General features: G+C 61.6%; 27 protein-coding genes. 13 read left to right on the plus strand and 14 right to left on the minus strand.

The window, feature by feature from the left end; translation table 11 throughout:
• The first annotated feature begins 44 nt into the window (after nt 1-44).
• From dctP to RYZ20_RS08945, 3 genes are read left to right on the plus strand one after another with little or no spacing between them, the layout of a single operon-like run.
• A complete protein-coding gene (gene dctP, locus RYZ20_RS08935; protein ID WP_317672594.1) occupies nt 45-1,064 on the plus strand; it encodes a TRAP transporter substrate-binding protein DctP in 1,020 nt (339 codons plus the stop codon).
• A complete protein-coding gene (locus RYZ20_RS08940; RefSeq protein WP_317672596.1) occupies nt 1,061-1,591 on the plus strand; it encodes a TRAP transporter small permease subunit in 531 nt (176 codons plus the stop codon). Before dctP ends, RYZ20_RS08940 begins: the two co-directional genes overlap by 4 nt.
• Before the next feature lie 51 nt (nt 1,592-1,642).
• A complete protein-coding gene (locus RYZ20_RS08945; protein WP_317672598.1) occupies nt 1,643-2,962 on the plus strand; it encodes a TRAP transporter large permease in 1,320 nt (439 codons plus the stop codon).
• A 42-nt stretch (nt 2,963-3,004) separates the two neighbouring features.
• Here the strand turns inward: RYZ20_RS08945 and RYZ20_RS08950 are convergent, their stop codons facing one another.
• Complete coding sequence (locus RYZ20_RS08950) at nt 3,005-3,457, minus strand: Lrp/AsnC family transcriptional regulator (RefSeq protein ID WP_317672600.1); 453 nt, start codon at nt 3,455-3,457, stop codon at nt 3,005-3,007.
• 342 nt (nt 3,458-3,799) lie between these two features.
• Here RYZ20_RS08950 and RYZ20_RS08955 point away from each other — a divergent pair, with 342 nt between their 5' ends.
• Genes RYZ20_RS08955 through lpdA form a run of 4 tightly spaced genes read left to right on the plus strand, consistent with a single transcriptional unit; the run spans nt 3,800 to nt 8,672 of the window.
• Complete coding sequence (locus RYZ20_RS08955) at nt 3,800-5,026, plus strand: thiamine pyrophosphate-dependent enzyme (RefSeq protein WP_317672601.1); 1,227 nt, start codon at nt 3,800-3,802, stop codon at nt 5,024-5,026.
• 1 nt (nt 5,027) lies between these two features.
• On the plus strand, nt 5,028-6,041 hold the full coding sequence (locus tag RYZ20_RS08960; RefSeq protein ID WP_317672602.1) for an alpha-ketoacid dehydrogenase subunit beta: 1,014 nt from the start codon (nt 5,028-5,030) through the stop codon (nt 6,039-6,041).
• Nucleotides 6,042-7,277 carry a dihydrolipoamide acetyltransferase family protein gene (locus tag RYZ20_RS08965; protein ID WP_317672603.1) on the plus strand — a complete coding sequence of 412 codons (1,236 nt, stop codon included), beginning with the start codon at nt 6,042-6,044 and terminating at the stop codon, nt 7,275-7,277.
• A gap of 3 nt (nt 7,278-7,280) precedes the next feature.
• Complete coding sequence (lpdA, locus tag RYZ20_RS08970) at nt 7,281-8,672, plus strand: dihydrolipoyl dehydrogenase (protein ID WP_317672604.1); 1,392 nt, start codon at nt 7,281-7,283, stop codon at nt 8,670-8,672.
• On the opposite strand, the gene speB is transcribed toward lpdA, so the two are convergent.
• Nucleotides 8,669-9,625, minus strand: a complete 957-nt coding sequence (gene speB / locus RYZ20_RS08975) for an agmatinase (RefSeq protein WP_317672605.1) — start codon at nt 9,623-9,625, stop codon at nt 8,669-8,671. The genes lpdA and speB overlap by 4 nt on opposite strands.
• 225 nt (nt 9,626-9,850) lie before the next feature.
• On the opposite strand from speB, the gene RYZ20_RS08980 reads away from it, so the two are divergent.
• Complete coding sequence (locus tag RYZ20_RS08980; RefSeq protein WP_317672606.1) at nt 9,851-10,681, plus strand: thymidylate synthase; 831 nt, start codon at nt 9,851-9,853, stop codon at nt 10,679-10,681.
• Nucleotides 10,682-10,684: 3 nt separating this feature from the next.
• The gene (locus tag RYZ20_RS08985) at nt 10,685-11,161 is read left to right on the plus strand and encodes a dihydrofolate reductase (RefSeq protein ID WP_317672608.1); all 477 of its coding nucleotides are present in this window, start codon (nt 10,685-10,687) and stop codon (nt 11,159-11,161) included.
• On the opposite strand, the gene RYZ20_RS08990 is transcribed toward RYZ20_RS08985, so the two are convergent.
• Entirely contained in the window at nt 11,158-11,991 is an 834-nt protein-coding gene (locus tag RYZ20_RS08990) for an alpha/beta fold hydrolase (RefSeq protein ID WP_317672610.1), read from the minus strand. The two genes, RYZ20_RS08985 and RYZ20_RS08990, sit on opposite strands and share 4 nt — an antisense overlap.
• A gap of 60 nt (nt 11,992-12,051) precedes the next feature.
• Between RYZ20_RS08990 and RYZ20_RS08995 the strand changes: the two genes are divergently transcribed.
• Nucleotides 12,052-12,639: a hypothetical protein gene (locus RYZ20_RS08995; protein ID WP_317672612.1), complete on the plus strand. Its 588-nt coding sequence runs from the start codon at nt 12,052-12,054 to the stop codon at nt 12,637-12,639.
• Here the strand turns inward: RYZ20_RS08995 and RYZ20_RS09000 are convergent.
• From RYZ20_RS09000 to fabA, 4 genes are all read right to left on the minus strand, one after another.
• Nucleotides 12,636-13,307, minus strand: a complete 672-nt coding sequence (locus RYZ20_RS09000) for a haloacid dehalogenase type II (RefSeq protein ID WP_317672614.1) — start codon at nt 13,305-13,307, stop codon at nt 12,636-12,638. The two genes, RYZ20_RS08995 and RYZ20_RS09000, sit on opposite strands and share 4 nt — an antisense overlap.
• Nucleotides 13,308-13,386: 79 nt before the next feature.
• On the minus strand, nt 13,387-14,175 hold the full coding sequence (locus tag RYZ20_RS09005) for an enoyl-ACP reductase FabI (protein WP_317672616.1): 789 nt from the start codon (nt 14,173-14,175) through the stop codon (nt 13,387-13,389).
• 19 nt (nt 14,176-14,194) lie between these two features.
• The gene (fabB, locus tag RYZ20_RS09010) at nt 14,195-15,424 is read right to left on the minus strand and encodes a beta-ketoacyl-ACP synthase I (RefSeq protein WP_317672618.1); all 1,230 of its coding nucleotides are present in this window, start codon (nt 15,422-15,424) and stop codon (nt 14,195-14,197) included.
• Nucleotides 15,425-15,450: 26 nt separating this feature from the next.
• Nucleotides 15,451-15,960 (minus strand): bifunctional 3-hydroxydecanoyl-ACP dehydratase/trans-2-decenoyl-ACP isomerase, encoded by a 510-nt coding sequence (gene fabA, locus RYZ20_RS09015; protein WP_317672620.1) that lies wholly within the window; start codon nt 15,958-15,960, stop codon nt 15,451-15,453.
• Nucleotides 15,961-16,114: 154 nt separating this feature from the next.
• Between fabA and irrA the strand changes: the two genes are divergently transcribed.
• Nucleotides 16,115-16,531 carry an iron response transcriptional regulator IrrA gene (gene irrA / locus RYZ20_RS09020; protein WP_317672622.1) on the plus strand — a complete coding sequence of 139 codons (417 nt, stop codon included), beginning with the start codon at nt 16,115-16,117 and terminating at the stop codon, nt 16,529-16,531.
• A 27-nt stretch (nt 16,532-16,558) separates the two neighbouring features.
• Here irrA and RYZ20_RS09025 read toward each other — a convergent pair whose 3' ends face one another.
• Nucleotides 16,559-17,317, minus strand: coding sequence for an SDR family NAD(P)-dependent oxidoreductase (locus RYZ20_RS09025; protein WP_317672624.1), 759 nt, complete (start codon nt 17,315-17,317; stop codon nt 16,559-16,561).
• 108 nt (nt 17,318-17,425) lie between these two features.
• Nucleotides 17,426-17,995 carry an elongation factor P gene (gene efp / locus RYZ20_RS09030; protein ID WP_317672626.1) on the minus strand — a complete coding sequence of 190 codons (570 nt, stop codon included), beginning with the start codon at nt 17,993-17,995 and terminating at the stop codon, nt 17,426-17,428.
• A gap of 103 nt (nt 17,996-18,098) precedes the next feature.
• On the opposite strand from efp, the gene epmA reads away from it, so the two are divergent.
• Nucleotides 18,099-19,136, plus strand: a complete 1,038-nt coding sequence (epmA, locus tag RYZ20_RS09035) for an EF-P lysine aminoacylase EpmA (protein WP_317672627.1) — start codon at nt 18,099-18,101, stop codon at nt 19,134-19,136.
• Here epmA and RYZ20_RS09040 read toward each other — a convergent pair.
• From RYZ20_RS09040 to RYZ20_RS09060, 5 genes are all read right to left on the minus strand, one after another.
• Nucleotides 19,133-19,504, minus strand: a complete 372-nt coding sequence (locus tag RYZ20_RS09040; protein ID WP_317672628.1) for a DUF2237 family protein — start codon at nt 19,502-19,504, stop codon at nt 19,133-19,135. The genes epmA and RYZ20_RS09040 overlap by 4 nt on opposite strands.
• Before the next feature lie 22 nt (nt 19,505-19,526).
• Nucleotides 19,527-20,684 (minus strand): serine hydrolase domain-containing protein, encoded by a 1,158-nt coding sequence (locus RYZ20_RS09045; protein ID WP_317672630.1) that lies wholly within the window; start codon nt 20,682-20,684, stop codon nt 19,527-19,529.
• Nucleotides 20,685-20,773: 89 nt separating this feature from the next.
• Nucleotides 20,774-21,283 carry a MarR family winged helix-turn-helix transcriptional regulator gene (locus RYZ20_RS09050; protein WP_411572344.1) on the minus strand — a complete coding sequence of 170 codons (510 nt, stop codon included), beginning with the start codon at nt 21,281-21,283 and terminating at the stop codon, nt 20,774-20,776.
• A gap of 163 nt (nt 21,284-21,446) precedes the next feature.
• A complete protein-coding gene (locus RYZ20_RS09055; protein WP_317672632.1) occupies nt 21,447-21,719 on the minus strand; it encodes an FAD assembly factor SdhE in 273 nt (90 codons plus the stop codon).
• Nucleotides 21,716-22,093: a helix-turn-helix domain-containing protein gene (locus RYZ20_RS09060; protein WP_317672634.1), complete on the minus strand. Its 378-nt coding sequence runs from the start codon at nt 22,091-22,093 to the stop codon at nt 21,716-21,718. The genes RYZ20_RS09055 and RYZ20_RS09060 overlap by 4 nt, the downstream gene beginning before the upstream one ends.
• An 81-nt stretch (nt 22,094-22,174) precedes the next feature.
• On the opposite strand from RYZ20_RS09060, the gene RYZ20_RS09065 reads away from it, so the two are divergent.
• On the plus strand, nt 22,175-23,377 hold the full coding sequence (locus tag RYZ20_RS09065) for a pyridoxal phosphate-dependent aminotransferase (RefSeq protein WP_317672636.1): 1,203 nt from the start codon (nt 22,175-22,177) through the stop codon (nt 23,375-23,377).
• Nucleotides 23,378-23,396 lie beyond the last annotated feature (19 nt).

Below are 23,396 nucleotides of genomic sequence, written 5' to 3' on the forward strand. Positions count from 1 at the left end.
ACTTTCGCGACCGGAGAGGTATATCGAAACGGGAGAGAGAGACCATGATTTCGAAACGCACCCTCGGACAGATCGCCACCGGACTGGCCGCGACCCTTCTGCTTGGCACCGCCGCCCTGGCAGACACGACCCGCATCCGGTTCCACACCTTCTACGGCACCGAGATCGACGGTATCGCCAAAAAATTCCGCGCGGCGGTCGAGGAAAACTCAGGTGGCGAGCTGAAGATCCAGTATTTCCGTGGCGGCGAGCTTGTCGCTTCGGACCAGTTTGTCGACGCGGTCTCGAAAGGCTCGATCGACGTGGCCTACGGCGTTGGCAGCTACTGGCCGGGCATGGTCGACATGGGCAACATCGAGGCGGGGCTGCCGGGCTTCTGGACCTCGAAAGACGAAGCCACCGCCATCTTCGAGAACGAAACCTTCGCGAAACTGCTGAGCGATGCCTACACCGAGCAAGGCGTGACGCTGATCGGGCGCGGCTATGGTTCGGATTACGACCTGCTGACGAAAAAGCCCGTCACCAGCCTGGATGACCTGAAGTCGATGAAGATCCGCGCAACGGGTCAGGTCGCAAAAGTGCTGCAAGCCTTTGATATTCCGACCGTCTATCTGCCTGCACAAGAGCTTTATATCGGCATGTCCACGGGCGTTATAGACGGCGCGATTTATGGCGGGCCGGTTGAATACGAACAGCTCAAGCTGAACGAGGTGGCGACGCATTACACCTTCCTCAACATGCTCAACCCGGGCTGGACCGATACGATCATCGCCAACCCGAAAACCTGGGAAAGCCTGTCCGAGAAGAACCGCGCCGTCCTGCAAGAGGCGATCGACCAATACGCCGCCGACATCCACGCATGGCTCGAAGACGGCAATAACGCGATCATCGAAGCGGGCGATCAGAGCATTTTCACCTTCGCCACCCTGCCGGCGGAAGGCTCGGCCCGCCTGACGGAAGCTGCGCAAAGCGTGTGGCAGGAAGAAGCCGCCAAATCCGAGCGCAACGCCGCCGCAATCGGCATTCTGGTCGAGAACGCCAAGGCGCAGGGTCGCCTGAAGTGAGCATTCTTGCCCGGTATCTCGTGGCACAAGATGGCCTGTCCGACTTTGTCGGGCGGGCCGTTTCGTGGCTCACGCTCATCATGATCGGCGCGCTCGTGTGGGAAATCGCGGCGCGCTATTTCCTGTCCGCCCCCACGATCTGGGCGCATGAGCTGTCAACGATGCTTTACGGCGCGTTCTGCATTCTGGCGGGCAGCTATACGCTGCGCCATCAAGGCCATGTGCGCTCCGAGGTGATCTACGGCCTCATGCCGCCGCGGATGCAGGCGCTTTGCGATGTCATCGTTTTCGCGATCACGCTTGTCGTGCTTTGGGTCTTTTTCCAGATGGCCGTCGACTTTGCCGCGACTTCATGGGCCGCAAAAGAGTTCTCGGCCCGCTCGACCTGGCAGCCGCCGATCTATCCGTTCAAGGCGGTCATGCCGCTCGCTGTCGGGCTGTTGATGCTGCAAGTGCTGGCCGAGCTGATCCGCGCCGCGATGCGCATGTTCGGCGCCTCGGACGAGGGTCTCGCGCCGCGCGCCTGACCCTACCCTTTCACCTGACGCACGCCAAGGCGTGCCAGACAGGAGGACTTCATGGCCGATCTCGATCCCATGACGATTACCGCGATCATGTTCGCATCCATGCTGGTGCTGATGATCCTTGGCGCACCGCTTTCCTTTGCCCTGATGATCTCGGGCGCAGGCGCGGCCTATATGATGTTCGGGCCGGGCGGGCTGGATCTGCTGGTCGCCTCGACCTACGGGGCGATGGATAACTTCCTGCTCGTGTCGCTACCGCTGTTCATCTTTATGGGGCTGGTGCTGGAGCGTTCAGGCATCACCGACGACCTGTTTGCGATGATCCACAAGCTGATGGGCGGATTGCCCGGCGGCCTTGGCATCGGCACTGTGCTGATCTGCGCGCTGATCGCGGCAATGGCGGGCGTGTCGGGGGCGGCGACGGTGTCGCTTGGCATCATCGCCCTGCCCTCGATGCTCAAGCGCGGCTATGACAAGCGCCTTGTGACCGGCACGATCATGGCAGGCGGCGCGCTCGGGTTCCTGATCCCGCCCTCGGTCTTGATGATCATCTACGCGTTTCTTTCGCGCGACTCGGTCGGCAAGCTGTTTGCGGCGGGCGTGATACCGGGGTTGATGCTGGCAGCGATCTATATCGCCTATATCCTGATCCGCTGCGGCCTGCGCCCGGAAATGGGCCCGCCCGCCCCTGCGGCGGAGCGTGTGAGCGGCATCGAGAAACTGAAATCGCTGCGCTTCCTAATTGCGCCGGGCCTTCTGGTAACGACGGTTCTGGGTTGCATTATCGGCGGCGTGACCTCGCCCTCCGAGGCCTCCGCCATCGGCGCCTTTGGTGCACTAATCATCGCAGCCCTGCGCAGGCGTCTTGATTGGGACATGCTGAAATATGTCATGCTTTCCACCACCAAGCTGATGGGGATGCTGATGTGGATCGCGCTGACGGCGGTGTTCTTTTCGAAGATCTATGTTGGCCTTGGCGCGGGCGCCGTGGTTGGCGAGGTGATCGAGGATTTCGATGTCGCCCCGATGGCCGTGATCGTCGCGATGCTGGCGGTCTATTTCGTGCTGGGGATGTTCCTTGATGATTTCGCGATCATCTTCATCACCGTGCCGATTTTCGTGCCGATCGTGCGCTCTCTTGGCTTCGACACCACATGGTTTGCGGTGCTGTTTGTGCTGTCGATGCAGTCGGCCTATCTGACACCGCCCTTTGGCTATAACCTGTTCTATATGCGTTCGGTTGCGCCGCCTTCGGTAACGATTACCGATATTTACCTCTCGGCGCTGCCCTTCGTGGCCTTGCAGATCCTTGGCCTCGCCCTAGTTGTGATTTTCCCGCAAATCGCGCTCTGGCTGCCATCGGTTCTGTTCTGACACGGATCTCCAAGCCCCGCCGCTCCCGCCGGCGGGGCTTTTTCACGGCACATAGGACAGCTCGTTCTTGAAGCAACGCAGCGAGAAAGCCGAGCGCGACGCGCGGATGTGCGGGATCGTGTAAAGTTTCTCGCGCAGAAATTCCTCGTAGCCGCGCGTGCTGCTGACGGCGACCTTCACGAAACAGTCGAACTCTCCCGAGGTGATATGCACCTCCAGCACCTCGGGGAAGGCGGCGATCTGTTCGCAGACCTGCTCAAGCCGATAGCCCCCGTGCCTGTCTAATGACACCTCGATCAGCGCTGTTTCCGGCGCGCCCATCGCCTCTTGGTCGATGATTGCCTGATAGCCACGGATCACCCCGCTTTCCTCGAGCCGACGCTGGCGCTGCCAGCAGGGGCTTGGTGAAAGCCCCACCTTCTCGGAGAGGCGGTTATTCGAAATCCGTCCGTCCTTCACCAGTTCACGCAGTATCTTCAGGTCGATGCTGTCCATTCGATCCCCAAAACAAGGTTAAAGAAGCTTACCTATATTGCAAAATATAATTCTGCCAGAATTAAATATCTCAAAACCATATTCTTCAATACTCGCAAAATTCGCAAACTTCGAAAGCCTCTTTTGCGCAGACCGTGACAAGCTTGGCTTATCCGGGAAGAGGAGCCCGGGCGCCGTTTCCGACCTCGTTCTCAAGCCGAAAGCACATGCCGCCATGACTGCTTCCCACGCCCCATTTCCGGCAACCGCCGCGTTTCGCACTATATTGAAGAGTGTCGTCTGGCACAGGGCGCAGGCAACCCCGCGCCCTGACTCCGCTCATCATTGTAAGGGGACGCACCCATGAAGCTCCGTTTTCCGACCCCGCCAAGCCGCCCCGGAGAACCGCCGGATTTCTCGGATCTGGTGATCCCGCCCGCAGGCGCCCTGCCCGTGCCGCCTCTGGACCTGACCTCGGCTGCCGCGTGGGATTATGCGAACGGGCTTGTGCGCGTTCTTGACGATGAGGGGCGCGCGGTTGGCCCCTGGGCCGACTATCTGGGTCAGGCGGGCGACGACGAGGCACTGATCCGCGGGATGCGCGACATGCTGACGATCCGCGCCATTGACCGGCGCCTGCTGAACGCGCAGCGTCAGGGCAAGACCTCGTTCTACATGCAATGCACCGGCGAGGAGGCTATTGGTTGCGGCTTCCAGCGGATGCTGTCCAAGGGCGATATGAACTTCCCGACCTATCGCCAGCAATCGCTGCTGGTGGCCGCTGATTATCCACTCGAAACCCTGATGGGGCAGGTCTATTCGAACCGCAAAGATCCGCTGATGGGGCGGCAATTGCCGATCCTGCATTCGGCGCGCGAATATGGGTTCTTCTCGATCTCGGGCAACCTTGGCACGCAATATCCGCAGGCGGTCGGCTGGGCGATGGCGGCGGTGCTCAGTGGCGAGAGCGCGATTGCGGCGGGCTGGATTGGCGATGGGGCGACGGCCTCGAACGACTTTCATTCGGCGCTGGTCTCGGCGGCGGTCTACCGCCCGCCCGTCGTCCTGAATATCGTCAATAACCAATGGGCGATTTCGTCGTTCTCCGGTATTGCAGGCGGCGGCGAGGCAACTTTCGCGGACCGCGCTATCGGCTACGGCCTGCCTGCGATCCGCGTGGACGGGAACGATTACCTTGCCGTTCTGGCCGCCTCGAAATGGGCGATTGCGCGGGCGCGCGGCGGGCATGGGCCCGTTATCATCGAATGGCTGACCTACCGCGCAGCCGCGCATTCCACCTCGGATGACCCGTCCGCCTATCGCTCGAAAGAAGAGGCCTCGGCATGGCCTCTTGGCGACCCGATTGACCGTTTGCGCCAGCACCTTGCGACCAAGGACATCTGGTCGGACGGGCGGCACGCACAGGTCGAGGCGGAGATCCTTGATACCGTGATCGCGACGCAAAAAGAGGTCGAGAGCCACGGCACTTTCGTCAACCCGCAACCGCTTTCACCCGCCGAGATTTTCCGAGGCGTCTACAAGGACATGCCCCCGCACCTGCGGCGGCAGCGTCAGGAAATGGGGTTCTAACATGGCACGCATGACAATGATCGAAGCCATCCGCTCGGCCATGGATGTGATGCTGGAGCGCGACCCGCGCACCGTCATTTTCGGCGAGGATGTCGGCTATTTCGGCGGCGTCTTCCGCTGCACGGCGGGGCTTCAGGACAAATACGGCATCGAGCGCGTCTTCGACACGCCGATCAACGAAAGCGCGATTGTCGGCATGGCGATTGGTATGGCCGCGCACGGGATGCGCCCCTGCGTCGAGATTCAGTTCGCGGATTATATGTTTCCCGCCTATGACCAGATCACGCAGGAAGCCGCGCGTATCCGTCACCGCTCGAACGAGGATTTCACCTGTCCGATCACGATCCGCATGCCCACAGGCGGCGGCATTTTCGGCGGCCAGACCCACAGCCAAAGTCCCGAGGCGCTGTTTACCCATGTGGCCGGGCTGAAGGTCGTGCAACCCTCGACGCCCTATGACGCCAAGGGGCTTTTGATCGCGGCGATGGAGGAACCCGATCCCGTGATCTTTCTTGAACCCAAGCGACTGTATAACGGCCCCTTTGACGGCCACCACGAGGCGAAGGCCTCGGGTTGGGCAGGCCATCCGGCGGGCGAGGTGCCCGAGGGGCATTACACCATCCCCCTTGGCAAGGCCGAGATCCGCCGCGCCGGATCGGCGCTTACCATTCTGGCCTATGGCACGATGGTTTACGTCGCCGAGGCGGCAGCGCGCGAAACCGGCATCGACGCCGAGATCATCGACCTGCGCAGCCTCTTGCCGCTGGACCGCGACACCATCGTCGCCTCGGTCGCGAAAACCGGCCGCTGCGTTGTCATCCACGAGGCCACCCGCACCAGCGGCTTTGGCGCCGAGCTTATCGCCGAGGTGCAAGAGGCCTGCTTCTACCATCTGGAGGCACCAATTGCCCGCGTCACCGGCTGGGACGCGCCCTACCCGCACGCGCAGGAATGGGACTATTTCCCCGGCCCCGCCCGCGTGGCGCGCGCGCTAATCGAAACGATGGAGGCCTGAATGAAAACGATCGAAATCAAGCTTCCCGACGTCGGCGAAGGCATCACGCAGGCCGAGCTTGTCGAATGGCATGTGAAGGTCGGCGATGTGGTGCGCGAGGATGATGTTCTGGCTGCCGTGATGACAGACAAGGCCACGGTCGAGATTCCCTCGATCTGCGACGGCAAGGTGGTCTGGATCGGCGGCGATATTGGCGAGCATATGCCGGTGGGTTCCCCCCTGATCCGCATCGAGACCGAGGCCGATGTGCCCGCCCCTGCCCCCGAGACCGCCATCGTCGAAGAGGTCGCACCTGCGCCGCCCCCCGCTGCACCGGCCACCCCGCGTCCGCATGTGCCGCATCTGGCCTCGCCTTTGCCCGATGCCTCGCAAGTTATCGCAGCCCCCGCCGTGCGCGCCCGTGCGCGGGAGGCTGGCGTTGATTTGCGGCTTCTGAATGGCTCGGGTCCGGGCGGGCGGATCACGCACGAGGATCTGGACAATGCCATCGCCACTCCGCCCCCCGGAACCGGGCGTAGCTCGGCGCGCGCACCTCGCACCGATATGCAGGAGGAAAAGATCATCGGCCTGCGCCGCAAGATCGCGGACCGCATGTCGCTGGCGAACACGCGCATCCCGCACATTACCGTTGTCGAAGAGGTCGACGTCACCGATCTTGAGGCTCTTCGCACAAAAATGAACGATAATCGCGGCGCGCGGCCCAAGCTAACGGTTCTGCCCTTCATCACCTCGGCGCTGGTGCGCGCGGTGGGCGAGCTGCCGCAGATGAACGCGCATTTTGACGATGATGCGGGCGTCGTGCGCCGTTACGGCGCCGTTCATGCGGGCATCGCAACGATGACCGACAAGGGGCTTGTCGTGCCGGTGCTGCGCCACGTCGAGACGCTGTCCCTTTGGGCCACAGCCGAGGAAATCGCGCGCCTGTCCGAGGCCGCGCGTGACGGTTCAGCCAAGCGCGAGGAACTGTCGGGGTCCACGATCACCATCACCTCGCTTGGCCCCTTGGGCGCCATCGTCACGACACCGATCATCAACCACCCCGAGGTGGCCATCGTTGGCGTGAACAAGATGGCGATCCGCCCGCAATGGGATGGCAACGGCTTTGTGCCGCGCAAGATGATGAACCTTTCGTGTAGCTTCGACCATCGCGTGATCGACGGTTACGACGCGGCGCTTTTCGTCAACCGCCTGAAAACCCTGCTGGAAACTCCGGCGCTGATCTTTGTCGAGGACTGACCGATGCGTGACCTGACTTGCAAACTACTGGTGATCGGCGCGGGTCCGGGGGGCTATGTCTGCGCCATCCGCGCGGGCCAGCTTGGCCTTGATACGATCATCGTAGACGCCCGCCCGCCGGGGGGAACGTGCCTTAATATCGGCTGCATTCCGTCCAAAGCGCTGATCCATGCGGCGGATGAATTTGAGCGTCTGACCTCCATCGCCAAGGGCAGCCCGCTGGGGCTATCCCTGTCGAACCCGGCGCATGATCTGGGCAAAACCATCGACTGGAAAGACGGGATCGTCGCGCGCCTCAACCACGGGGTTGCGGGGCTATTGAAGAAGGCGGGTGTCCGGCTTGTCACGGGCCACGTGCGGTTTGCCGATGGCAAGACGGTGGACGTGACCTCCGAGGCGGGGACACAGCGGATCAAGGCCGAGAATATCGTTGTGGCAACCGGATCGGTGCCGGTTGAACTGCCGTTCCTGCCCTTTGGCGGCAAGGTGATTTCCTCGACCGAGGCGCTGTCACTGCGCGCGTTGCCCAAGCGCCTGTCGATTGTGGGGGGCGGCTATATCGGGCTGGAGATCGGCACGGCATTCGCGAAACTGGGCGCGAAAGTCACGATCATCGAGGCCGCGGACCGGCTCTTGCCGCAATACCCTTCCGCGCTTTCGAAGCCCGTGCAAAAGCGCCTGAAAGATCTGGGAGTGACGCTGCATCTGGACGCGCGCGCCTTGGGGATGTCGGACGACGGCAAGGCACTGGTCGCGCAGATCGACGGGGCCGAGCAGAAAATTGCCTCGGACAAGGTGCTGGTTACCGTGGGTCGCCGCCCCGTGTTGACCGGCTTTGGTCTTGCCGAACTGGGGCTGGAAATCGCGGGACCATACCTGAAGATCGACGACACCTGCCGCACCTCGATGCGCGGGGTCTATGCGATTGGCGACATCACCGGCGAGCCAATGCTGGCGCACCGCGCAATGGCGCAGGGCGAGATGGTGGCCGAACTTCTGGCGGGCCTGCCGCGCGCCTGGGACAAACGCTGCATTCCGGCGGTGTGCTTCACCGACCCCGAGGTCGTCTCGGTTGGCCTTACCGAAGAGGCCGCGCGGGAAACGGGCATCGAGACGATCTCGGGCAGCTTCCCGTTTCAGGCCAGCGGCCGCGCGCTGACGACCGAACGCGAGGACGGTTTCGTGCAGGTCGTGGCGCGCAAAGACACCCATATGGTTCTGGGCGTGCATGGCGTGGGCGCGGGCATCGCCGAACTATCATCCGAGTTCGCCCTGGCCATCGAAATGGCCGCGCGGCTAGAGGACATCGCCGCCACGATCCACGCCCACCCAACCCGCAGCGAGGCCTTTCAAGAGGCCGCGCTTGGCGCCCTGGGCCACGCGCTACACCTTTAGCGCAGCTTGCGCTGGTGCAGCACCCGCCCGATGGTGTTAAGCAACAACTGCGCCGCCAAAATCGAGGTGCCCCCGGTCGGATCGTAATCGGGGGCGACCTCTACCAGATCAATGCCGACGATCTCGCCGCGTTTCGCCAGACCGTCGATCAGCTCCAGCACCTCGTAATACAGAAACCCGCCGTGGCTTGGCGTGCCGGTTCCGGGCGCGATCGAGGGGTCGAACCCGTCGATGTCGATGGTCAGATAGTAGCGCGCGCCCGCCGGAATGCGTTCCAGCATCGCCTCGATCCCCATCTTGCGCACCTGCCGCACTGACTGAATATCCGAGCCCATCGCCCGCGCCGCCTCATACCCGTCTTTCGCCGTGGACGAGACATTGCGGATACCAATCTGGCTTAGCCCCGTGACATAGGGCTTCTCGGCCGCGCGCCGCATCGGATTTCCGTGACCAAAGCGCACGCCGTGGCGCTCGTCCACGAAATCCAGATGCGCGTCGATCTGCACGATATGGATCGGCCCTTGGTCGTCAAAGGCGTTGATGCAGGGGATATTGACCGAGTGATCGCCCCCGATAACCACCGGCAACGCACCCGCCGCAAGGATTTTACGCACGCCAAACTCTATATTCGCGTGGCTTTTTAACGTGTCGGTATGGACAATATCCGCGTCGCCAATATCGACGATGCGCACATCCTCAAGATAGGTCACATCGTCTTCGTGATCATACGCCCCGCCGTGCCCAAAGGCGAACAGCGTCGACGCCTCCCGCACGGATCGCGGTCCCATCCGCGCGCCCGACCGCCACTGCGCCCCAAAGTCGAACGGCGCCCCCATCACCGCGACATCGGCCTCGATTGCATCCCAATTCTCGACATAAGGATACTTGCCGAATGTGCAAATTCCAACAAATGGCAGGTTCAACCGGCCATTATCATACGAATTTCTGGACATTTCCGATCCTCCTATAGGCGATGCCATTCATGCCCACCCCTGCGGGCATGACAAGAGACTTTGCGTTTGATCCGGTTTCAGACGAGCGCCATGGGCCTGGGTATTTACATTGCGCACCCCCTGGAAACCAGCTTACAGGTGTTGGCAACCCACCCTGAAACACGCTATCTTGGGGATCGGCGAGTTTTTCCTTCCATATATGGAAGTCCCAATACGGAGGCTCCAATGCAGCAATATCTGAACGCGCTTCGGACGGTGCTTGAGAACGGGGTCGAATCGAGCGACCGCACTGGCACCGGCACGCTGTCCTATTTCGGGCTGCAATGCCGCTATTCACTGGCGGACGGCTTTCCGCTGGTGACCACCAAAAAGCTGCACCTGCGCTCGATCATCCACGAGTTGCTCTGGTTTCTCTCGGGCGACACAAATATTCGCTATCTGCAAGAAAACGGCGTGTCGATCTGGGACGAATGGGCCGATGAAAATGGCGATCTTGGCCCCGTCTATGGCCATCAATGGCGGCATTTCCCGAAACTTACGCAGACCATCGGCGATGACGGGCAAGCGAAGCTCTTGCTGGGTGAGGTTGACCAGATCACCGATCTGGTCGAGGCCATCCGCAAGACCCCTGACAGCCGTCGGCTGATCGTTTCCGCGTGGAATCCGGGCGATGTGCCGCAGATGGCGCTGCCGCCGTGCCACACGCTTTGGCAGGTCCGCATTATCGGCCGCAAGCTGCACCTGCAACTTTACCAACGCTCCGCCGATATGTTCCTTGGCGTGCCGTTCAACATTGCCTCTTACGCGCTGCTTCTGGTCATGCTGGCCGAGGTCACGGGCTATGAGCCTGGTGATTTCGTGCACTCGATCGGCGACGCGCATATTTACCTGAACCACGTCGATCAGGTCAAAACGCAGCTCTCGCGCGACACGCGCCCACTGCCGCGCCTTGAGATTGCGCGCAAGGTGGAGGATCTCTTCGACTTCCGCTATGAGGATTTCTCGTTCCCCGGCTACGATCCGCACCCGACGATCAAAGCCCCTATCGCGGTGTAACCCATGCTGACCCTTATCGTCGCCCGCGCTGCCAATGGCGCCATAGGCAAGGACAATGACATCCCGTGGCACTCGCCCGAAGACCTGAAGATGTTTCAGCGCGAAACCACGGGCGGCGCGGTCATCATGGGACGCAGGACATGGGACAGCCTGCCGTTCAAGCCGTTGAAAAACCGGTTTAATTGCGTTGTGTCCCGCAACAAGACGCTCACCGATCATGTCGTCGGCAGCGTGTCCGAAGCCGTTTCTCTTTGCTACGCCGAGGGCTATCAGCGGCTCTACGGCATGGGCGGCGAAAGCATCTACCGCGAGATGTTACCGCTTGCCGACAGGTTACTAGTGACTGAGGTCGATCTGACCATCGAGGGCGCGGACGCCTTTTTCCCGAACTTCGCCGAGGTCGACTGGATCGAGGTTTCGCGCCGCCCGCTTGAGGGCACGCCCGCCTGCACCCTGCGCGAACTGCTTCGCAAACGCTAAGCCGCCAGCACTATCCAGCTACGGATTGCCGCCAACGCCTCGGGTTCGTCCAGATAGGGGATGTGCCCGCGGTCCGGCACCTGCGCCAGAACCATATCCGGGCGCAACTCCTGCATCTTTTCAACGGATTGGCGCGACAGAAGCCCCGAATTCATCCCCCAGATCAGAGCCAGCGGCAACCCGGCCAAGGCCTCGAACAGGGGCCAGGCTTCAGGTATATCATCGCCCTGAAACGCCGCCAGAAAGCTCTCGCGCAGCGCGGGATCGTAGTTGATCTTCAGCCCGTTCTCGGTCTGGAGATAGTGGTGGCGCACCTCGTCCAGCCAGCGCTCGGCCGGAACCTTGTCAAACCCGATCATCAGGCTGGGCAGCTTGGCCGCCAGTTCCGAATAGGTTTTTGCCGCCGGATTGCGTCCGATATAGTCGAAAATCGCCTCGAGGCCGCGCCGCTCCAGCTTGGGGCCAACATCGTTCAGACACACTCCCATCAACCGTTCTTTCGCCGTCGCGGCCAGCCACATCGCGATCAACCCGCCCCGCGAGGTGCCCAGAACCATTGCCTTTTCAATGCCTAAGTGATCGAGCAGCGCCAGCGCATCCTCTGCCTCTTGCGGCACGGTATAGCTTGCCGCACCCGTCCATTCCGATGCCCCCCTGCCGCGGTAATCCATCCGGATCAGCCGCACGCCAGCCAGATGCGGCGCGACATAATCAAAATCCTCAACCGTGCGCGTTAGCCCTGCAAGCGCCAGCACCGGCAGCCCATCGCCCTCGTCCAGATAGGCCAGCTTCGCCCCGTCTTTCGCGGTAAAATATTGGTAGGCTGGCATATTCACTCCTTGGCGACAGGCGGAATTTGCCTCACCTTAAGCAAAAATCGGGGGCAAACAATGTCTGATACGCTGGAAAAACTACAGGCACGGCTGAGCGAGCTGGAAAACCAGATCGAGGCCGAATGGGACAGGCGCCGCGCCGAGATGCAATACCGGCTTGAACGCGGCAGGATTGTCTTTGAGGAAGGCGTGAAAGACGCGCATCGGCGCGTGCGGATCGGGCTTTGGCGGTTCCTGCGCCGCACCCGCCCCGCCGTTATTCTTAGCGCGCCGGTGATCTATTCGGTCGCCATTCCCTTTGCGGTCATCGACCTCTGGGTCACGCTTTACCAGCGGATTTGTTTCCCGATCTACGGCATCGCGCGCGTCAAGCGCTCGGATCACATTGTCTTTGACCGGCACCAGCTTGCCTATCTGAACGGCATCCAGAAATTCAACTGTCTCTATTGCAGCTATGGCAACGGCGTCGCCTCTTATGTGCGCGAGGTCTCTGCCCGAACCGAGAAATACTGGTGCCCGATCAAGCACGCCCGACGCATCAAAGGCCCGCACGCCTATTATGGCGAGTTTTGCGATTTCGGTGATGCGGATGGCTTCCAGCGCGAGTCCCCGCGGCTACGGCGGGAACTCGGCAAGGGCGACTAGATCAACGCAGGCACGCCGGACAGATCGCGCAGGATATGGCGGGGCTTGTGCGGCAACCGCTCAAGCGGCAGGCCCGCGCGGTTCACCCAGGCAACGGTAAATCCCGCCCGCGATGCCCCCGCCGCATCCCAACCATTTGACGAGACAAACAAAACCTCGTGCGGCTTGCATCCCGTCCGCGTCTCGACCAAGTCATAAACCGCCTGCGCGGGCTTATAGCGATTGACCAGAGCGACCGAGATGACATCGTCAAGGCTATGCCCGATCCCCGCCGCATGAACCGCGGCCTCGACCATTTCAGGCGCGCCATTGGTCAGGATCGCCCGCCCGATCCCCCGATGACCAAGCGCATCCAGCATCGCGGACACCTCGGGGTAAGCGGGCAATTCGCGGTAAAGCCCCATCAGGCGTTCTGCCAGCGCCGGATCGTCGATCCCCTGCGCCTCCATCGCCCAATCCAGCCCGTCGCGCGTAAGTTGCCAGAAATCGACATACTCGCCCATCACCTCGCGCAGCCATGAATATTCAAGCTGCTTGCGGCGCCAGTCGAAGGCGAGCTTCGGCCAAACCTCGGCCAGACGCGCATCATCAGCGGCCAACGCACGCGCGGCGGCATCCACGTCGAACAGCGTGCCATAGGCGTCGAAAACAGCAAGTTTGATGGTCATCGCAGATCCTCCCTTGCCGGAATGGTGGCACGAAAAAAGGGGCCCCGAAAGACCCCTTTCATACGCCGTGTTACAGGCGTCAGATATTGTCGGATTGCGGCATACCCAGAACGTGGAAGCCGCCGTCCACGCGGACAATCTCGCCCGTGGTGAAGGCGCCGTAGTCCGAGCAGAGGTAAACCGCCGTGCCGCCCACCGATTCCAGCGTCGCGTTTGACCGCAAGGGCGCATTGGATTCAGTGTGGCGATAGGTCTTGCGCGCACCGCCAATGGCCGCGCCCGCCAGCGTCTTCATCGGCCCCGGCGAGATCGCGTTGACGCGAATGCCATCGGGGCCAAGGTCGTTCGCCAGATACCGGACCGAACTTTCCAGCGCGGCCTTGGCGACACCCATCACATTGTAGAACGGCGTCACACGGTTCGACCCGCCATAGGTCAGCGTGATCAGCGAGCCGCCCTCGGGCATCAACTCCGCCGCACGGCGCGACACGTCGATGAACGAGTAGCACGAGATTTCCAGCGCGGTCTTGAAGTTGTCGCGCCCCGTATCCTTGAAGCGGCCCGCCAGTTCGTTCTTGTCGGCAAAGGCAATCGCGTGGACCAGAAAGTCGATCGTGCCCCACTCGGATTTAACCTTCTCGAAAGCCGCGTCGAGCGAAGCTTCATTGGTCACATCCACATCGACCAGCAGGCTGGAGCCGACAGACGCGGCCAAAGGCTCGACCCGCTTACCAAAGGCCTCCCCCTGATAGGTGAAGGCAAGCTCTGCCCCCTCATCGGCCAGCGCTTTCGCGATGCCCCATGCGATAGAGCGCTCGTTCGCGACACCCATAATGATGCCACGCTTTCCGTTCATCAAGCCAGCCATTTTGCCAACCCCTTGAAGATCAATCGTTATATTTGCTCATGACGAGCGTCGCATTGGTGCCGCCAAAACCGAAGCTGTTCGACAGAACCGAGTCAAACGCGACATTCTCACGCAGTTCGGTCGCAATTTCCTCGGGCTTGATCGCGGGATCCAGCTCTTTGACGTTGGCCGAGGCGGTAATGAAACCACCCTCCATCATCAGGAGCGAATAGATCGCCTCGTGCACGCCGGTCGCCCCAAGCGAGTGGCCGGTCAGCGACTTGGTCGACGAGATCGGCGGCACATTGCCTTCGCCAAAGACGCGACGAACGGCCTGAACCTCGGTCACGTCGCCTGCCGGCGTCGAGGTGCCATGCGCGTTGATGTAGCTGATCTTGCGGCCTTCGGGCAGGGTTGCCAGCGCCAGACGCATCGAACGCTCGCCGCCCTCACCCGAGGGGGCGACCATGTCATAGCCGTCCGAGGTCGCGCCATAGCCGGTGACTTCGGCGTAGATTTTCGCACCGCGCGCAAGCGCATGACCCAGTTCTTCCAGCACCACGACGCCGCCGCCGCCCGCAATCACAAACCCGTCGCGGGTCGCATCAAAAGCGCGCGCTGCGGTTTCGGGGGCATCGTTGTATTTCGACGACATCGCGCCCATCGCGTCGAACAGGCACGAGAGCGTCCAGTCAAGCTCTTCGCCGCCGCCAGCAAAAACGATGTCCTGCTTGCCCATCTGGATCTGCTCGACACCGTTGCCGATGCAATGCGCCGAGGTCGAGCACGCCGAGGTGATCGAGTAGTTCACGCCCTTGATCTTGAACGGCGTTGCAAGGCAAGCCGAGTTCGTGGAACTCATGCAGCGGGTGACCATGAACGGCCCCATCCGCTTGGGCGAGCCCTTGTTGATCACCGTATCGAACGCCGAGAAGAAGTTCGAGGTCGACGGACCGCCCGAGCCCATGATCAGGCCCGTGCGCTCGTTCGAGACATCGCCCTCTTCAAGCCCCGCATCCGCAATCGCCTGCTCCATCGCGATGAAGTTATAGGCAGCCCCCGGCCCCATGAAGCGCAGGTTGCGCTTGTCGATGTGGTCCTCAAGAGTGATTTTCGGCAGGCCATGCACCTGACTGCGGAAGCCGTGCTCGGCGTAGTCGGGGGCGAAAACGATCCCCGATTTGCCCGCACGCAGGCTGGCCGTGACTTCAGCCGCATTATTGCCGATGGACGAAACAACGCCCAGACCTGTGATAACGACGCGCCGCATAGGAGCCTCCTGTCTTTATGCTGGGATCAGCTCTCGGAGAGAGCGACCTTCATGTCCTTGACCATGTAGATAACCTCACCGTCGGCTTCTACAATACCGTCGGCAACCCCCATCGTCAGGCGACGGGTTTGCACGGCTTTGGTGAAATCGACCTTGTAGGTCAGCATCTTGCGGTCGGGCCGCACCATGCCGGTCAGTTTGACCTCACCCACGCCAAGCGCATAGCCACGCCCCAGCCAGCCGCGCCAGCCAAGGTTAAAGCCGGTGAGCTGCCACAGCCCATCAAGACCAAGGCAGCCGGGCATGATCGGGTTGCCGGGGAAATGGCAATCAAAGAACCACAGGTCCGGCGTGATGTCGAACTCGGCCACGACATGGCCTTTGCCATGCAAGCCGCCATCCGACGAAATCTCGGTGATCCGGTCCATCATCAGCATCGGCGGCGCGGGCAACTGGGCGTTCCCCGGCCCGAACAACTCGCCACGGGCGCATTTGAGCAGATCTTCTTTCCCGAAGCTCGTCGGATAGGATGCCATGAGAGTTCCCCCAGAGGTGTCTGTTTGTTCTCCTCTAGCACCCGCGCCCGCGCAGGCGCAAGTGATTGCCCTTCTCTATGCCTCGGCAAATCAGCCAAAACGCATTGAAAATCTGGCCGCGACAGTGCATATATGCCGCAGGGAGACTACAGAAATGATGACGCTCGAACAGACTCGCGGCCAGAAGTGGCTGTCCCAAGGGGGGTTGCGCCCGACGCGCCAGCGCCTTTCGCTGGCCACGCTTCTTGTCGGCGACGGCAAGGATCGGCATGTCACGGCCGAAAGCCTGTTTGCAGCCGCGCATAATTCGGGCGAAAAGGTCTCTCTGGCGACCGTCTACAATACGCTCAAGGCGTTTTGCGAGGCGGGGCTGATGAACGAGATCACCGTCGACGGGACGCGGTCTTATTTCGACACGCGGATGGACGACCACCCGCATTTCTTCTGGGAAGACGAAAACCGCCTGTCGGATGCGCCCCCCGAAGAGCTGGAACTGACCTCGATCCCCACGCCCCCCGAAGGGACCGAGATTTCGCGGATCGACGTTGTGATCCGCGTCCGCAAGACCTGACAAAGCGCCCCGAGGGGCGCTTTTATTTCAGATCGAACCGGCCTCGACCATATAGTTATTCGCGCTGCACATCGCCGCGTCATCCGAGGCCAGAAACAGCACCATCCGCGCCACATAGACCGGATCAATCAGATCCGGCAGGCATTGCCGCGCGCGGTGCTTTTCAAGAGCTTCGGGGGTGGTCCATAGCTCTTTCTGGCGCTCGGTCATGATCCAGCCCGGCACGACCGTATTCACACGGATACGGTGCTGCCCAAGGTCGCGCGCCATCGTGCGCGTCAATCCGTGCACGGCGGCCTTGGCGGTGGTGTAGGCCGGAAAATTGCCGCCTGCTTCCCACCAGCTGTTCGACCCCATATTGATGATCGAGCCGCCGCCCTTCGCGATCATATCCGGCGCAACCGCCTGAATTACAAAGAACATATGGCGCAGATTGGTCTGCATCCGCTCGTCCCAGAACTCGGGAGTGACATCGCGCCAGTCGTGGCGATCATCGCGCGCGGCGTTGTTCACCAGCACGTCGAAGGGGCCAAGCTCGGCCCGCAGCGCCTCAATCGCGCCACGCAGGGCATTGATGTCGCGCAGGTCCGCCACCTGATAGGCGATGCGCCCCTCGGTCCGCGCGACCAGATCGGCGCTGGCCTCGGCGTTGAAGTCAATGAAGCCCACCTTCGCCCCTTGGGATGCAAAGCCCGTGACCATCTCGGCCCCGATCCCCGAAGCCCCGCCGCTGACCAGAACGGTTTTCCCCGCAAGGCTGGGGTAGCGCGCAAATCTGTCTGACATCCTGTCCTCCCTGACTGGCGCGCAGCATGGGCGAAAGCGGCCCGATGGTCCAGCAACGAAAAAGGCGCCCACGAAGGGGCGCCTTTGTCTTTGTCATGGGCGGAAGGATTACTCCTTCGAACGCTCAACGTAGGAATAGTCTTCGGTCATGATGACGATACGCGTGCCGACGTCGATATGCGGCGGAACCATCACGCGGATACCGCCGGTGCAGGTCGACGGCTTGTAGGACGAGGACGCGGTCTGGCCTTTGACGACCGGCTCGGTTTCCTCGACCTCGACCACAACCTTCTGCGGCAGTTCGATCGCGATGGCGACGTCGTTATGCGTTTTGATCCAGACGCGCAGGCCATCGCGCAGGAAGACCTTGGCGTCGCCGACCACATCCTCGGTCACGGCGATCTGCTCATAGCTCTCGGGTTCCATGAAGTGGAAACCCTCGGCGTCGTCATAAAGGAAGTCGTATTCCTTTTCCTCGACGTGGGCGCGTTCGACGCCATCGGTGGTTTTCCAGCGCTCGGAGACCTTGGTGCCATCCGAAATGCGGCGCATGTCAACCTGGGTCACAGGCGTGCCCTTGCCGGGGTGGAAGTTCTGGGCGGTCAGCACGACATAGAGGTGGCCGTCGATCTCGACGACATTGCCCTTGCGAAGCTGCGAGGCGATCACTTTGGCCATGGGTCTTTATCCTTGCGAAATAGGGTGTCTCAGGCACTGGCGCCCGGGCTGGCTTGCGCCTAAACCATCTGAAAGCGAATTTCCAGCCGGAAAGCCATCGAAGATGCACGAAACCCAATGGTGGCACCCCTCGCGCCACGCCGACCGCCGCCCGCTGTTGCTGGCCCGCAACCGGATTCAGGCGAGCATTCGTGGCTGGCTGGCAGAGCGCGACTTCATCGAGGTCGACCCCTGCGCGCTTCAGGTCAGCCCCGGCAACGAGGCCCATTTACACGCCTTCGCGACCGAGGCCATCGGCCATGACGGCTCCCCGCGCGCGATGTATCTGCATACCTCGCCCGAATTTGCGATGAAAAAGCTGCTGGCGGCGGGCGAGCCGAGGATCGCGGCCTTCGCGCATGTCTGGCGCAACCGTGAGCGCGGCCCCACCCACAGCCCCGAATTCTCCATGCTCGAATGGTATCGCGCGGGCGAGGATTATACCGTTCTGATGCAGGATTGCGCGGCGTTTTTGCAAATCGCGGCGACCGCGACGGGCGCAAAAACGCTGCAAAACAAAGGCATAACCTGCGATCCCTTCGCCCCCTTCGAACGCCTGAGCGTGGCCGAGGCGTTTGCGCGCCACGCGGGGATAGATCTTTTGGCGACCTGCGGCGCGGGGGGCGCGACCGATGCGGCCGCCTTGCGCACCCAATGCGCGGCGCAGGGTTTCCGCCTGTCGGATGACGATACATGGTCGGATATGCTCTCGAAAGTTCTGGTCGAGCGGGTCGAGCCGCATCTGGGCCACGGACGCCCGACCATGCTGGACCGCTACCCCGCCGCCGAGGCCGCACTGGCGCGCCCTGCCGCCGATGACCCCCGCGTCGCAGAGCGGTTCGAGGTCTATGCCTGCGGCATCGAGCTTGCGAACGGGTTTGGCGAATTAACCGATCCAGCCGAACAGCGCCGCCGTTTCATCGCGGAAATGGACGAAAAAGAGCGCGTCTACGGCGAACGTTACCCGCTGGACGAAGATTTTCTCGCCGCGCTGGCCTTCATGCCGCCAGCCTCGGGCATCGCGCTTGGCTTTGATCGGCTGGTGATGCTGGCGACCGGCGCGCCGCGCATCGACGATGTGCTCTGGACACCTGTTGCCTAGCGAAGCGCGTAATCCCGCAATACCTCGAGCGAGACAACGCGCAGCGCGCGCTCATGCGTGGCATCCAGGACAACTTGCGGGGCGCAACCTTCGTCATGCGCCTCAAGAAACCGGCCCGCGCACAGGCACCAGCGATCACCCGGTTGCAATCCGGTAAAGCCGAACTCGGGGCGCGGAGTCGTCAGGTCGTTACCGACATAGCTGGACCAGACAAGAAATTCCTTGGTCATCACGACGCAGACTGTGTGGCTCCCCTGATCTTCCCAGCAGGTATTGCACGCGCCATCACGGAAAAATCCGGTGCGCGGCGACATCGAGCAAGGCTCCAGCACCCCGCCCAGAACATTGACGGCTGGCAGTTTTTCCATGCGCGCCCTCCCCTGACTGGTGCTATCCAGCCTGAGCGATCGCCCGCAACATAGCAAGGTTTTCGTCGTCCACCCCGTCTTCGCGGAACCCAAGATCGGCCGAATTTACCGCGATCACCATGCGCGCCTCGGGGTTCACATAGATATACTGCCCGTAAATCCCGTGGGCGAAATAGTCGTTTCCGTGCGCGGCCGTGTCTTTGGGCACCCACCACTGATAGCCATAGCCCGCCCCACCAGGCGCCTGCAGCCGGGTTGAGGCCTGCACCCACTCCTGCGGCACGATCTGCTGCCCCATGCCGTTACCAAGCTGCAAGAACATCTGGCCGATGCGGGCATAATCCCGCGTGCGCAGGTTCAGCCCACCCAGAACGAACGACGTGCCGCCGCTATCGGTCAGCATGACCGGCGCGGCCTCGAGGCCAAGGGGTTTGACAATCCGGTCTGACATCAACTCGGCCGGATCTTTGCCCGTCGCGCCCTTGATCACCATGCCCAGAACATGCGTATCGATCGAGACATAATGCATATGGCTGCCCGGAGGCGTCGCGCGCTCTTTCAAAGAGGCCGCAAATTCATCCAGAGCGCCCCCCAAAGCCAGCACGCGGCCCATCCGGTTAATGTCTGAATTATAGTCGAAATAATCCTCGTTGAAGGCCACGCCCGACGACATGGTCAGCACATCATGGATCGTCGCCCCGTCATAGGCGGACCCGACAAGCAGCGGGGCGAATTTGGTAACCTGTTCTTTCAGGTCGGGAATTGTGCCATCCGAATGCAGGACGCCAAACAGGGCAGAAAGAACCGATTTCGCGACCGACCAGCTGATCCGCAAATCTTCGGGCGAGGTTCCGCGGAAGTAGCGCTCATGCACAAGACGACCGTCTTGCAAGACGACCATCGCGGTAACGGCCCGACGCTCGATCCAGTCATCGACCCCTGCGGGAAGCGTAATATCGCCGCCCTCCGGCAAAGGCATTGGTTTTGCCTCCCCCCGGTCCAGCGTGCGGTGGAAAAAGAGCGTGGGCATCGACGAGAAATTCGCGACGATATTCTCGGGGGCGAAGAGCGAATTAACTGCCAGAAGCCGAGAAATCTCATCCCGCTTCCAGACGGCCGCCGCCCCTGCCAGTAATGTCAGCAGCAACACGACCCGCAAAACGATCCGAACGACGCGCATGGACAGCCTCCCCCTTACCCTTGGCTGAGCCCATCCAACACACTGCCGCACGCGCACGCAAGGCCGACCCGACGTCGCCTCGCGCGGGGTTAATAGATATAGCGGATCTGATCGGACCAGTACCGCTCCATCCGGCGCAGGGTGCTGGTGACCTCGTCCATCATGGCGAAGGTAATCACGCCGCGATCTTCCATACCCTTGGCATGGCGCGCGAACAGATCAGCCACGACATCGCGGATTTTCTGCCCTCTCGGCGTCAATCGCACGCGCACCGAGCGGCGGTCGACCTCGCATCGCTGGTGGTGCATAAAGCCGCCATCCACCAGCTTTTTCAGGTTATAGGAGACATTCGATCCCTGATAATACCCTCGGGATTTCAGCTCTCCTGCGGTGACCTCGTTGTCACCGATATTGAACAGCAACAGCGCCTGAACCGGATTGATATCCAGAATGGCAAGTCGCTCAAACTCGTCCTTGATGACATCAAGAAGCAGCCTGTGAAGCCGCTCGACGAGAGACAGCGCATCAAGATAGCCGGACATAATCCCCGCATGCGTCGCGGGGACAATTGCTTCCGTTACTGGGGTCTGCAAAACCATAAGCCTCTCCGAACAACTCGCTTCCCACGACCGTTTTGCGGGAAAAAACGAAGGTTCGGTTAAGCACGACTCGGTTTTGACATTTTTCTGCAAATGAGAACCGCCTGAAAAAAAAACCGCGCCGGACGGATTGCCCGGACGCAGGTCGTTTTTCAGGCGCAGCTTATGCGGTGCCGTGACGCGTTTTCGCGAATTCAGCGATCTCGGTCAGGAAATCCAGATATTCCGGCGGGCACGGACGCGTGCCCGAAACCCACGGATAGAGATCCTGATCGTATTCTTCCAAAAGCGCGTCGAAAAGATCGAGCTTGGCCGCATCCATCCCTTCGAGATTCGTATCGGCATAGGGGCCAAGGATGAGGTCCATCTCTTTGGTCCCGCGCCGCCACGCGCGCATCTTCATCCGCTTCAGCCGTGCCTCATGAGGCTCGCTCATGCCTGTTCTCCGCTTTGCAACTTGCGCTCCAGCCGCCCGAGCCGCGCATCCAGTTCTTCCAGAACCGAGCGGATTTCACGGATTTCGGCGATGGTCGCACTGACTGGCATCGGCTCTGCCACCTGTCCGGGCGGTCCGTCAAGCCCCTCGCCTTCGCCGGTCAGCAACCACATCAACGAGACATTCAAAAGCCCCGCCAGCATCTGAAGCCGGTTCGAGCGGGGATCGGCCAGATCCTCCTCCCAGCCTTGCAAGGTCTCAAGTCGCACGCCCAATCGCCGTGCCAGTTCTTCTTGATCCAGCCCCGCTGTCTCACGCGCGCCTGCCAGCCTGTCACCAAAAGTGGCCTGCGCCGGATCGTACCATTCGCTCATCGCGTCCTCCGTTCCGCTTGATCGTGCATCGTCCCAAGCCTAAGAGATTGAGCGAGAAGATACAAACAGGGGCGCGACGCCATGGCCTTTCTTTCCGACACTCTTGCCCGCGTGAAGCCGTCACCGACGATCGCGATGACCAACAAGGCCGCCGAGCTAAAGACGCAAGGCCGCGACATCATCGGGCTTTCGGCGGGCGAGCCGGACTTCGACACGCCGCAGAATATCAAGGATGCTGCTGTTGCCGCGATTGCAGCGGGCAAGACGAAATACACCGCCGTCGACGGCATCCCCGAGCTGAAGGCCGCGATCTGCGCCAAGTTCCGGCGCGAGAACGGGCTGGACTATTCGCCCGAACAGGTTTCGGTCTCGTCGGGCGGCAAGCAGGTTCTGTTCAACGCGCTGATGGCAACGCTCAATCCCGGCGACGAGGTGATTATCCCCACGCCCTATTGGGTCAGCTATCCCGATATGGTGCTGATCGGCGGCGGCACGCCCGTGTTCGTGCAGGGCGAAAAGGCGCGCGGCTACAAGATCAGCCCCGAGGCGCTGGAGGCCGCGATCACGCCGAAAACCAAGTGGTTCCTGTTCAATTCGCCTTCGAACCCTTCGGGCGCGGGCTATTCGCACGCCGAACTGAAAGCCCTGACCGATGTGTTGATGCGTCATCCGCATGTCTGGGTGATGACCGACGATATGTATGAGCACCTTGCCTTCGACGGATTCACCTTCTGCACGCCCGCGCAAGTAGAGCCTGCGCTGTATGAGCGCACGCTGACCGTCAACGGCGTCTCCAAGGCCTATGCGATGACCGGCTGGCGGATCGGCTATGCGGCGGGGCCGCAACCGCTGATCGCCGCGATGCGCAAGATGCAGTCGCAATCCACCTCGAACCCCTGCTCGGTCAGCCAATGGGCGGCGGTCGAGGCGCTGAACGGCGACCAGTCCTATCTGACGGCCTCGCGCGTGGCCTTTCAGCGCCGCCGCGATCTGGTGGTGCGGATGCTCAACGACTGCCCCGGCATCGACTGCCCGACGCCGGAGGGTGCTTTCTACGTCTATCCCTCGATCGAGGCGTTGATCGGCAAGACCTCGGCAGGCGGCACAAAAATCACCGATGACGAAACCTTCGCGACCGCGCTTCTGGAGGAAACCGGCGTCGCGGTGGTGTTCGGTTCGGCCTTCGGGCTTTCCCCGAACTTCCGCATCAGCTACGCTACATCCGATGCCGCGCTGGAGGATGCCTGCGCGCGGATCAAAGCCTTCTGCCGGGGGCTGAAATAAGGGCCGCGAAGGCCCGAAT

This window comes from Pseudothioclava alba (assembly GCF_033100795.1).
Classification (GTDB): Bacteria; Pseudomonadota; Alphaproteobacteria; order Rhodobacterales; family Rhodobacteraceae; genus Pseudothioclava.

Coding starts and splice junctions, on each gene's coding strand:
- RYZ20_RS09050 (WP_411572344.1), bottom strand. CDS start 21,283: ATGGTTTTGCAGACCCCAGTAACGGAAGCAATTGTCCCCGCGACGCAT.
- RYZ20_RS08965 (WP_317672603.1), top strand. CDS start 6,042: ATGAAAACGATCGAAATCAAGCTTCCCGACGTCGGCGAAGGCATCACG.
- fabB (WP_317672618.1), bottom strand. CDS start 15,424: ATGCGGCGCGTCGTTATCACAGGTCTGGGCGTTGTTTCGTCCATCGGC.
- RYZ20_RS08960 (WP_317672602.1), top strand. CDS start 5,028: ATGGCACGCATGACAATGATCGAAGCCATCCGCTCGGCCATGGATGTG.
- epmA (WP_317672627.1), top strand. CDS start 18,099: ATGCACGAAACCCAATGGTGGCACCCCTCGCGCCACGCCGACCGCCGC.
- efp (WP_317672626.1), bottom strand. CDS start 17,995: ATGGCCAAAGTGATCGCCTCGCAGCTTCGCAAGGGCAATGTCGTCGAG.
- RYZ20_RS09060 (WP_317672634.1), bottom strand. CDS start 22,093: ATGAGCGAATGGTACGATCCGGCGCAGGCCACTTTTGGTGACAGGCTG.
- RYZ20_RS08950 (WP_317672600.1), bottom strand. CDS start 3,457: ATGGACAGCATCGACCTGAAGATACTGCGTGAACTGGTGAAGGACGGA.
- RYZ20_RS09045 (WP_317672630.1), bottom strand. CDS start 20,684: ATGCGCGTCGTTCGGATCGTTTTGCGGGTCGTGTTGCTGCTGACATTA.
- RYZ20_RS08955 (WP_317672601.1), top strand. CDS start 3,800: ATGAAGCTCCGTTTTCCGACCCCGCCAAGCCGCCCCGGAGAACCGCCG.
- irrA (WP_317672622.1), top strand. CDS start 16,115: ATGATGACGCTCGAACAGACTCGCGGCCAGAAGTGGCTGTCCCAAGGG.
- fabA (WP_317672620.1), bottom strand. CDS start 15,960: ATGGCATCCTATCCGACGAGCTTCGGGAAAGAAGATCTGCTCAAATGC.
- RYZ20_RS09005 (WP_317672616.1), bottom strand. CDS start 14,175: ATGGCTGGCTTGATGAACGGAAAGCGTGGCATCATTATGGGTGTCGCG.
- lpdA (WP_317672604.1), top strand. CDS start 7,281: ATGCGTGACCTGACTTGCAAACTACTGGTGATCGGCGCGGGTCCGGGG.
- RYZ20_RS09000 (WP_317672614.1), bottom strand. CDS start 13,307: ATGACCATCAAACTTGCTGTTTTCGACGCCTATGGCACGCTGTTCGAC.
- RYZ20_RS09065 (WP_317672636.1), top strand. CDS start 22,175: ATGGCCTTTCTTTCCGACACTCTTGCCCGCGTGAAGCCGTCACCGACG.
- RYZ20_RS08980 (WP_317672606.1), top strand. CDS start 9,851: ATGCAGCAATATCTGAACGCGCTTCGGACGGTGCTTGAGAACGGGGTC.
- dctP (WP_317672594.1), top strand. CDS start 45: ATGATTTCGAAACGCACCCTCGGACAGATCGCCACCGGACTGGCCGCG.
- RYZ20_RS09055 (WP_317672632.1), bottom strand. CDS start 21,719: ATGAGCGAGCCTCATGAGGCACGGCTGAAGCGGATGAAGATGCGCGCG.
- RYZ20_RS09025 (WP_317672624.1), bottom strand. CDS start 17,317: ATGTCAGACAGATTTGCGCGCTACCCCAGCCTTGCGGGGAAAACCGTT.
- RYZ20_RS08945 (WP_317672598.1), top strand. CDS start 1,643: ATGGCCGATCTCGATCCCATGACGATTACCGCGATCATGTTCGCATCC.
- RYZ20_RS08995 (WP_317672612.1), top strand. CDS start 12,052: ATGTCTGATACGCTGGAAAAACTACAGGCACGGCTGAGCGAGCTGGAA.
- speB (WP_317672605.1), bottom strand. CDS start 9,625: ATGTCCAGAAATTCGTATGATAATGGCCGGTTGAACCTGCCATTTGTT.
- RYZ20_RS09040 (WP_317672628.1), bottom strand. CDS start 19,504: ATGGAAAAACTGCCAGCCGTCAATGTTCTGGGCGGGGTGCTGGAGCCT.
- RYZ20_RS08990 (WP_317672610.1), bottom strand. CDS start 11,991: ATGCCAGCCTACCAATATTTTACCGCGAAAGACGGGGCGAAGCTGGCC.
- RYZ20_RS08985 (WP_317672608.1), top strand. CDS start 10,685: ATGCTGACCCTTATCGTCGCCCGCGCTGCCAATGGCGCCATAGGCAAG.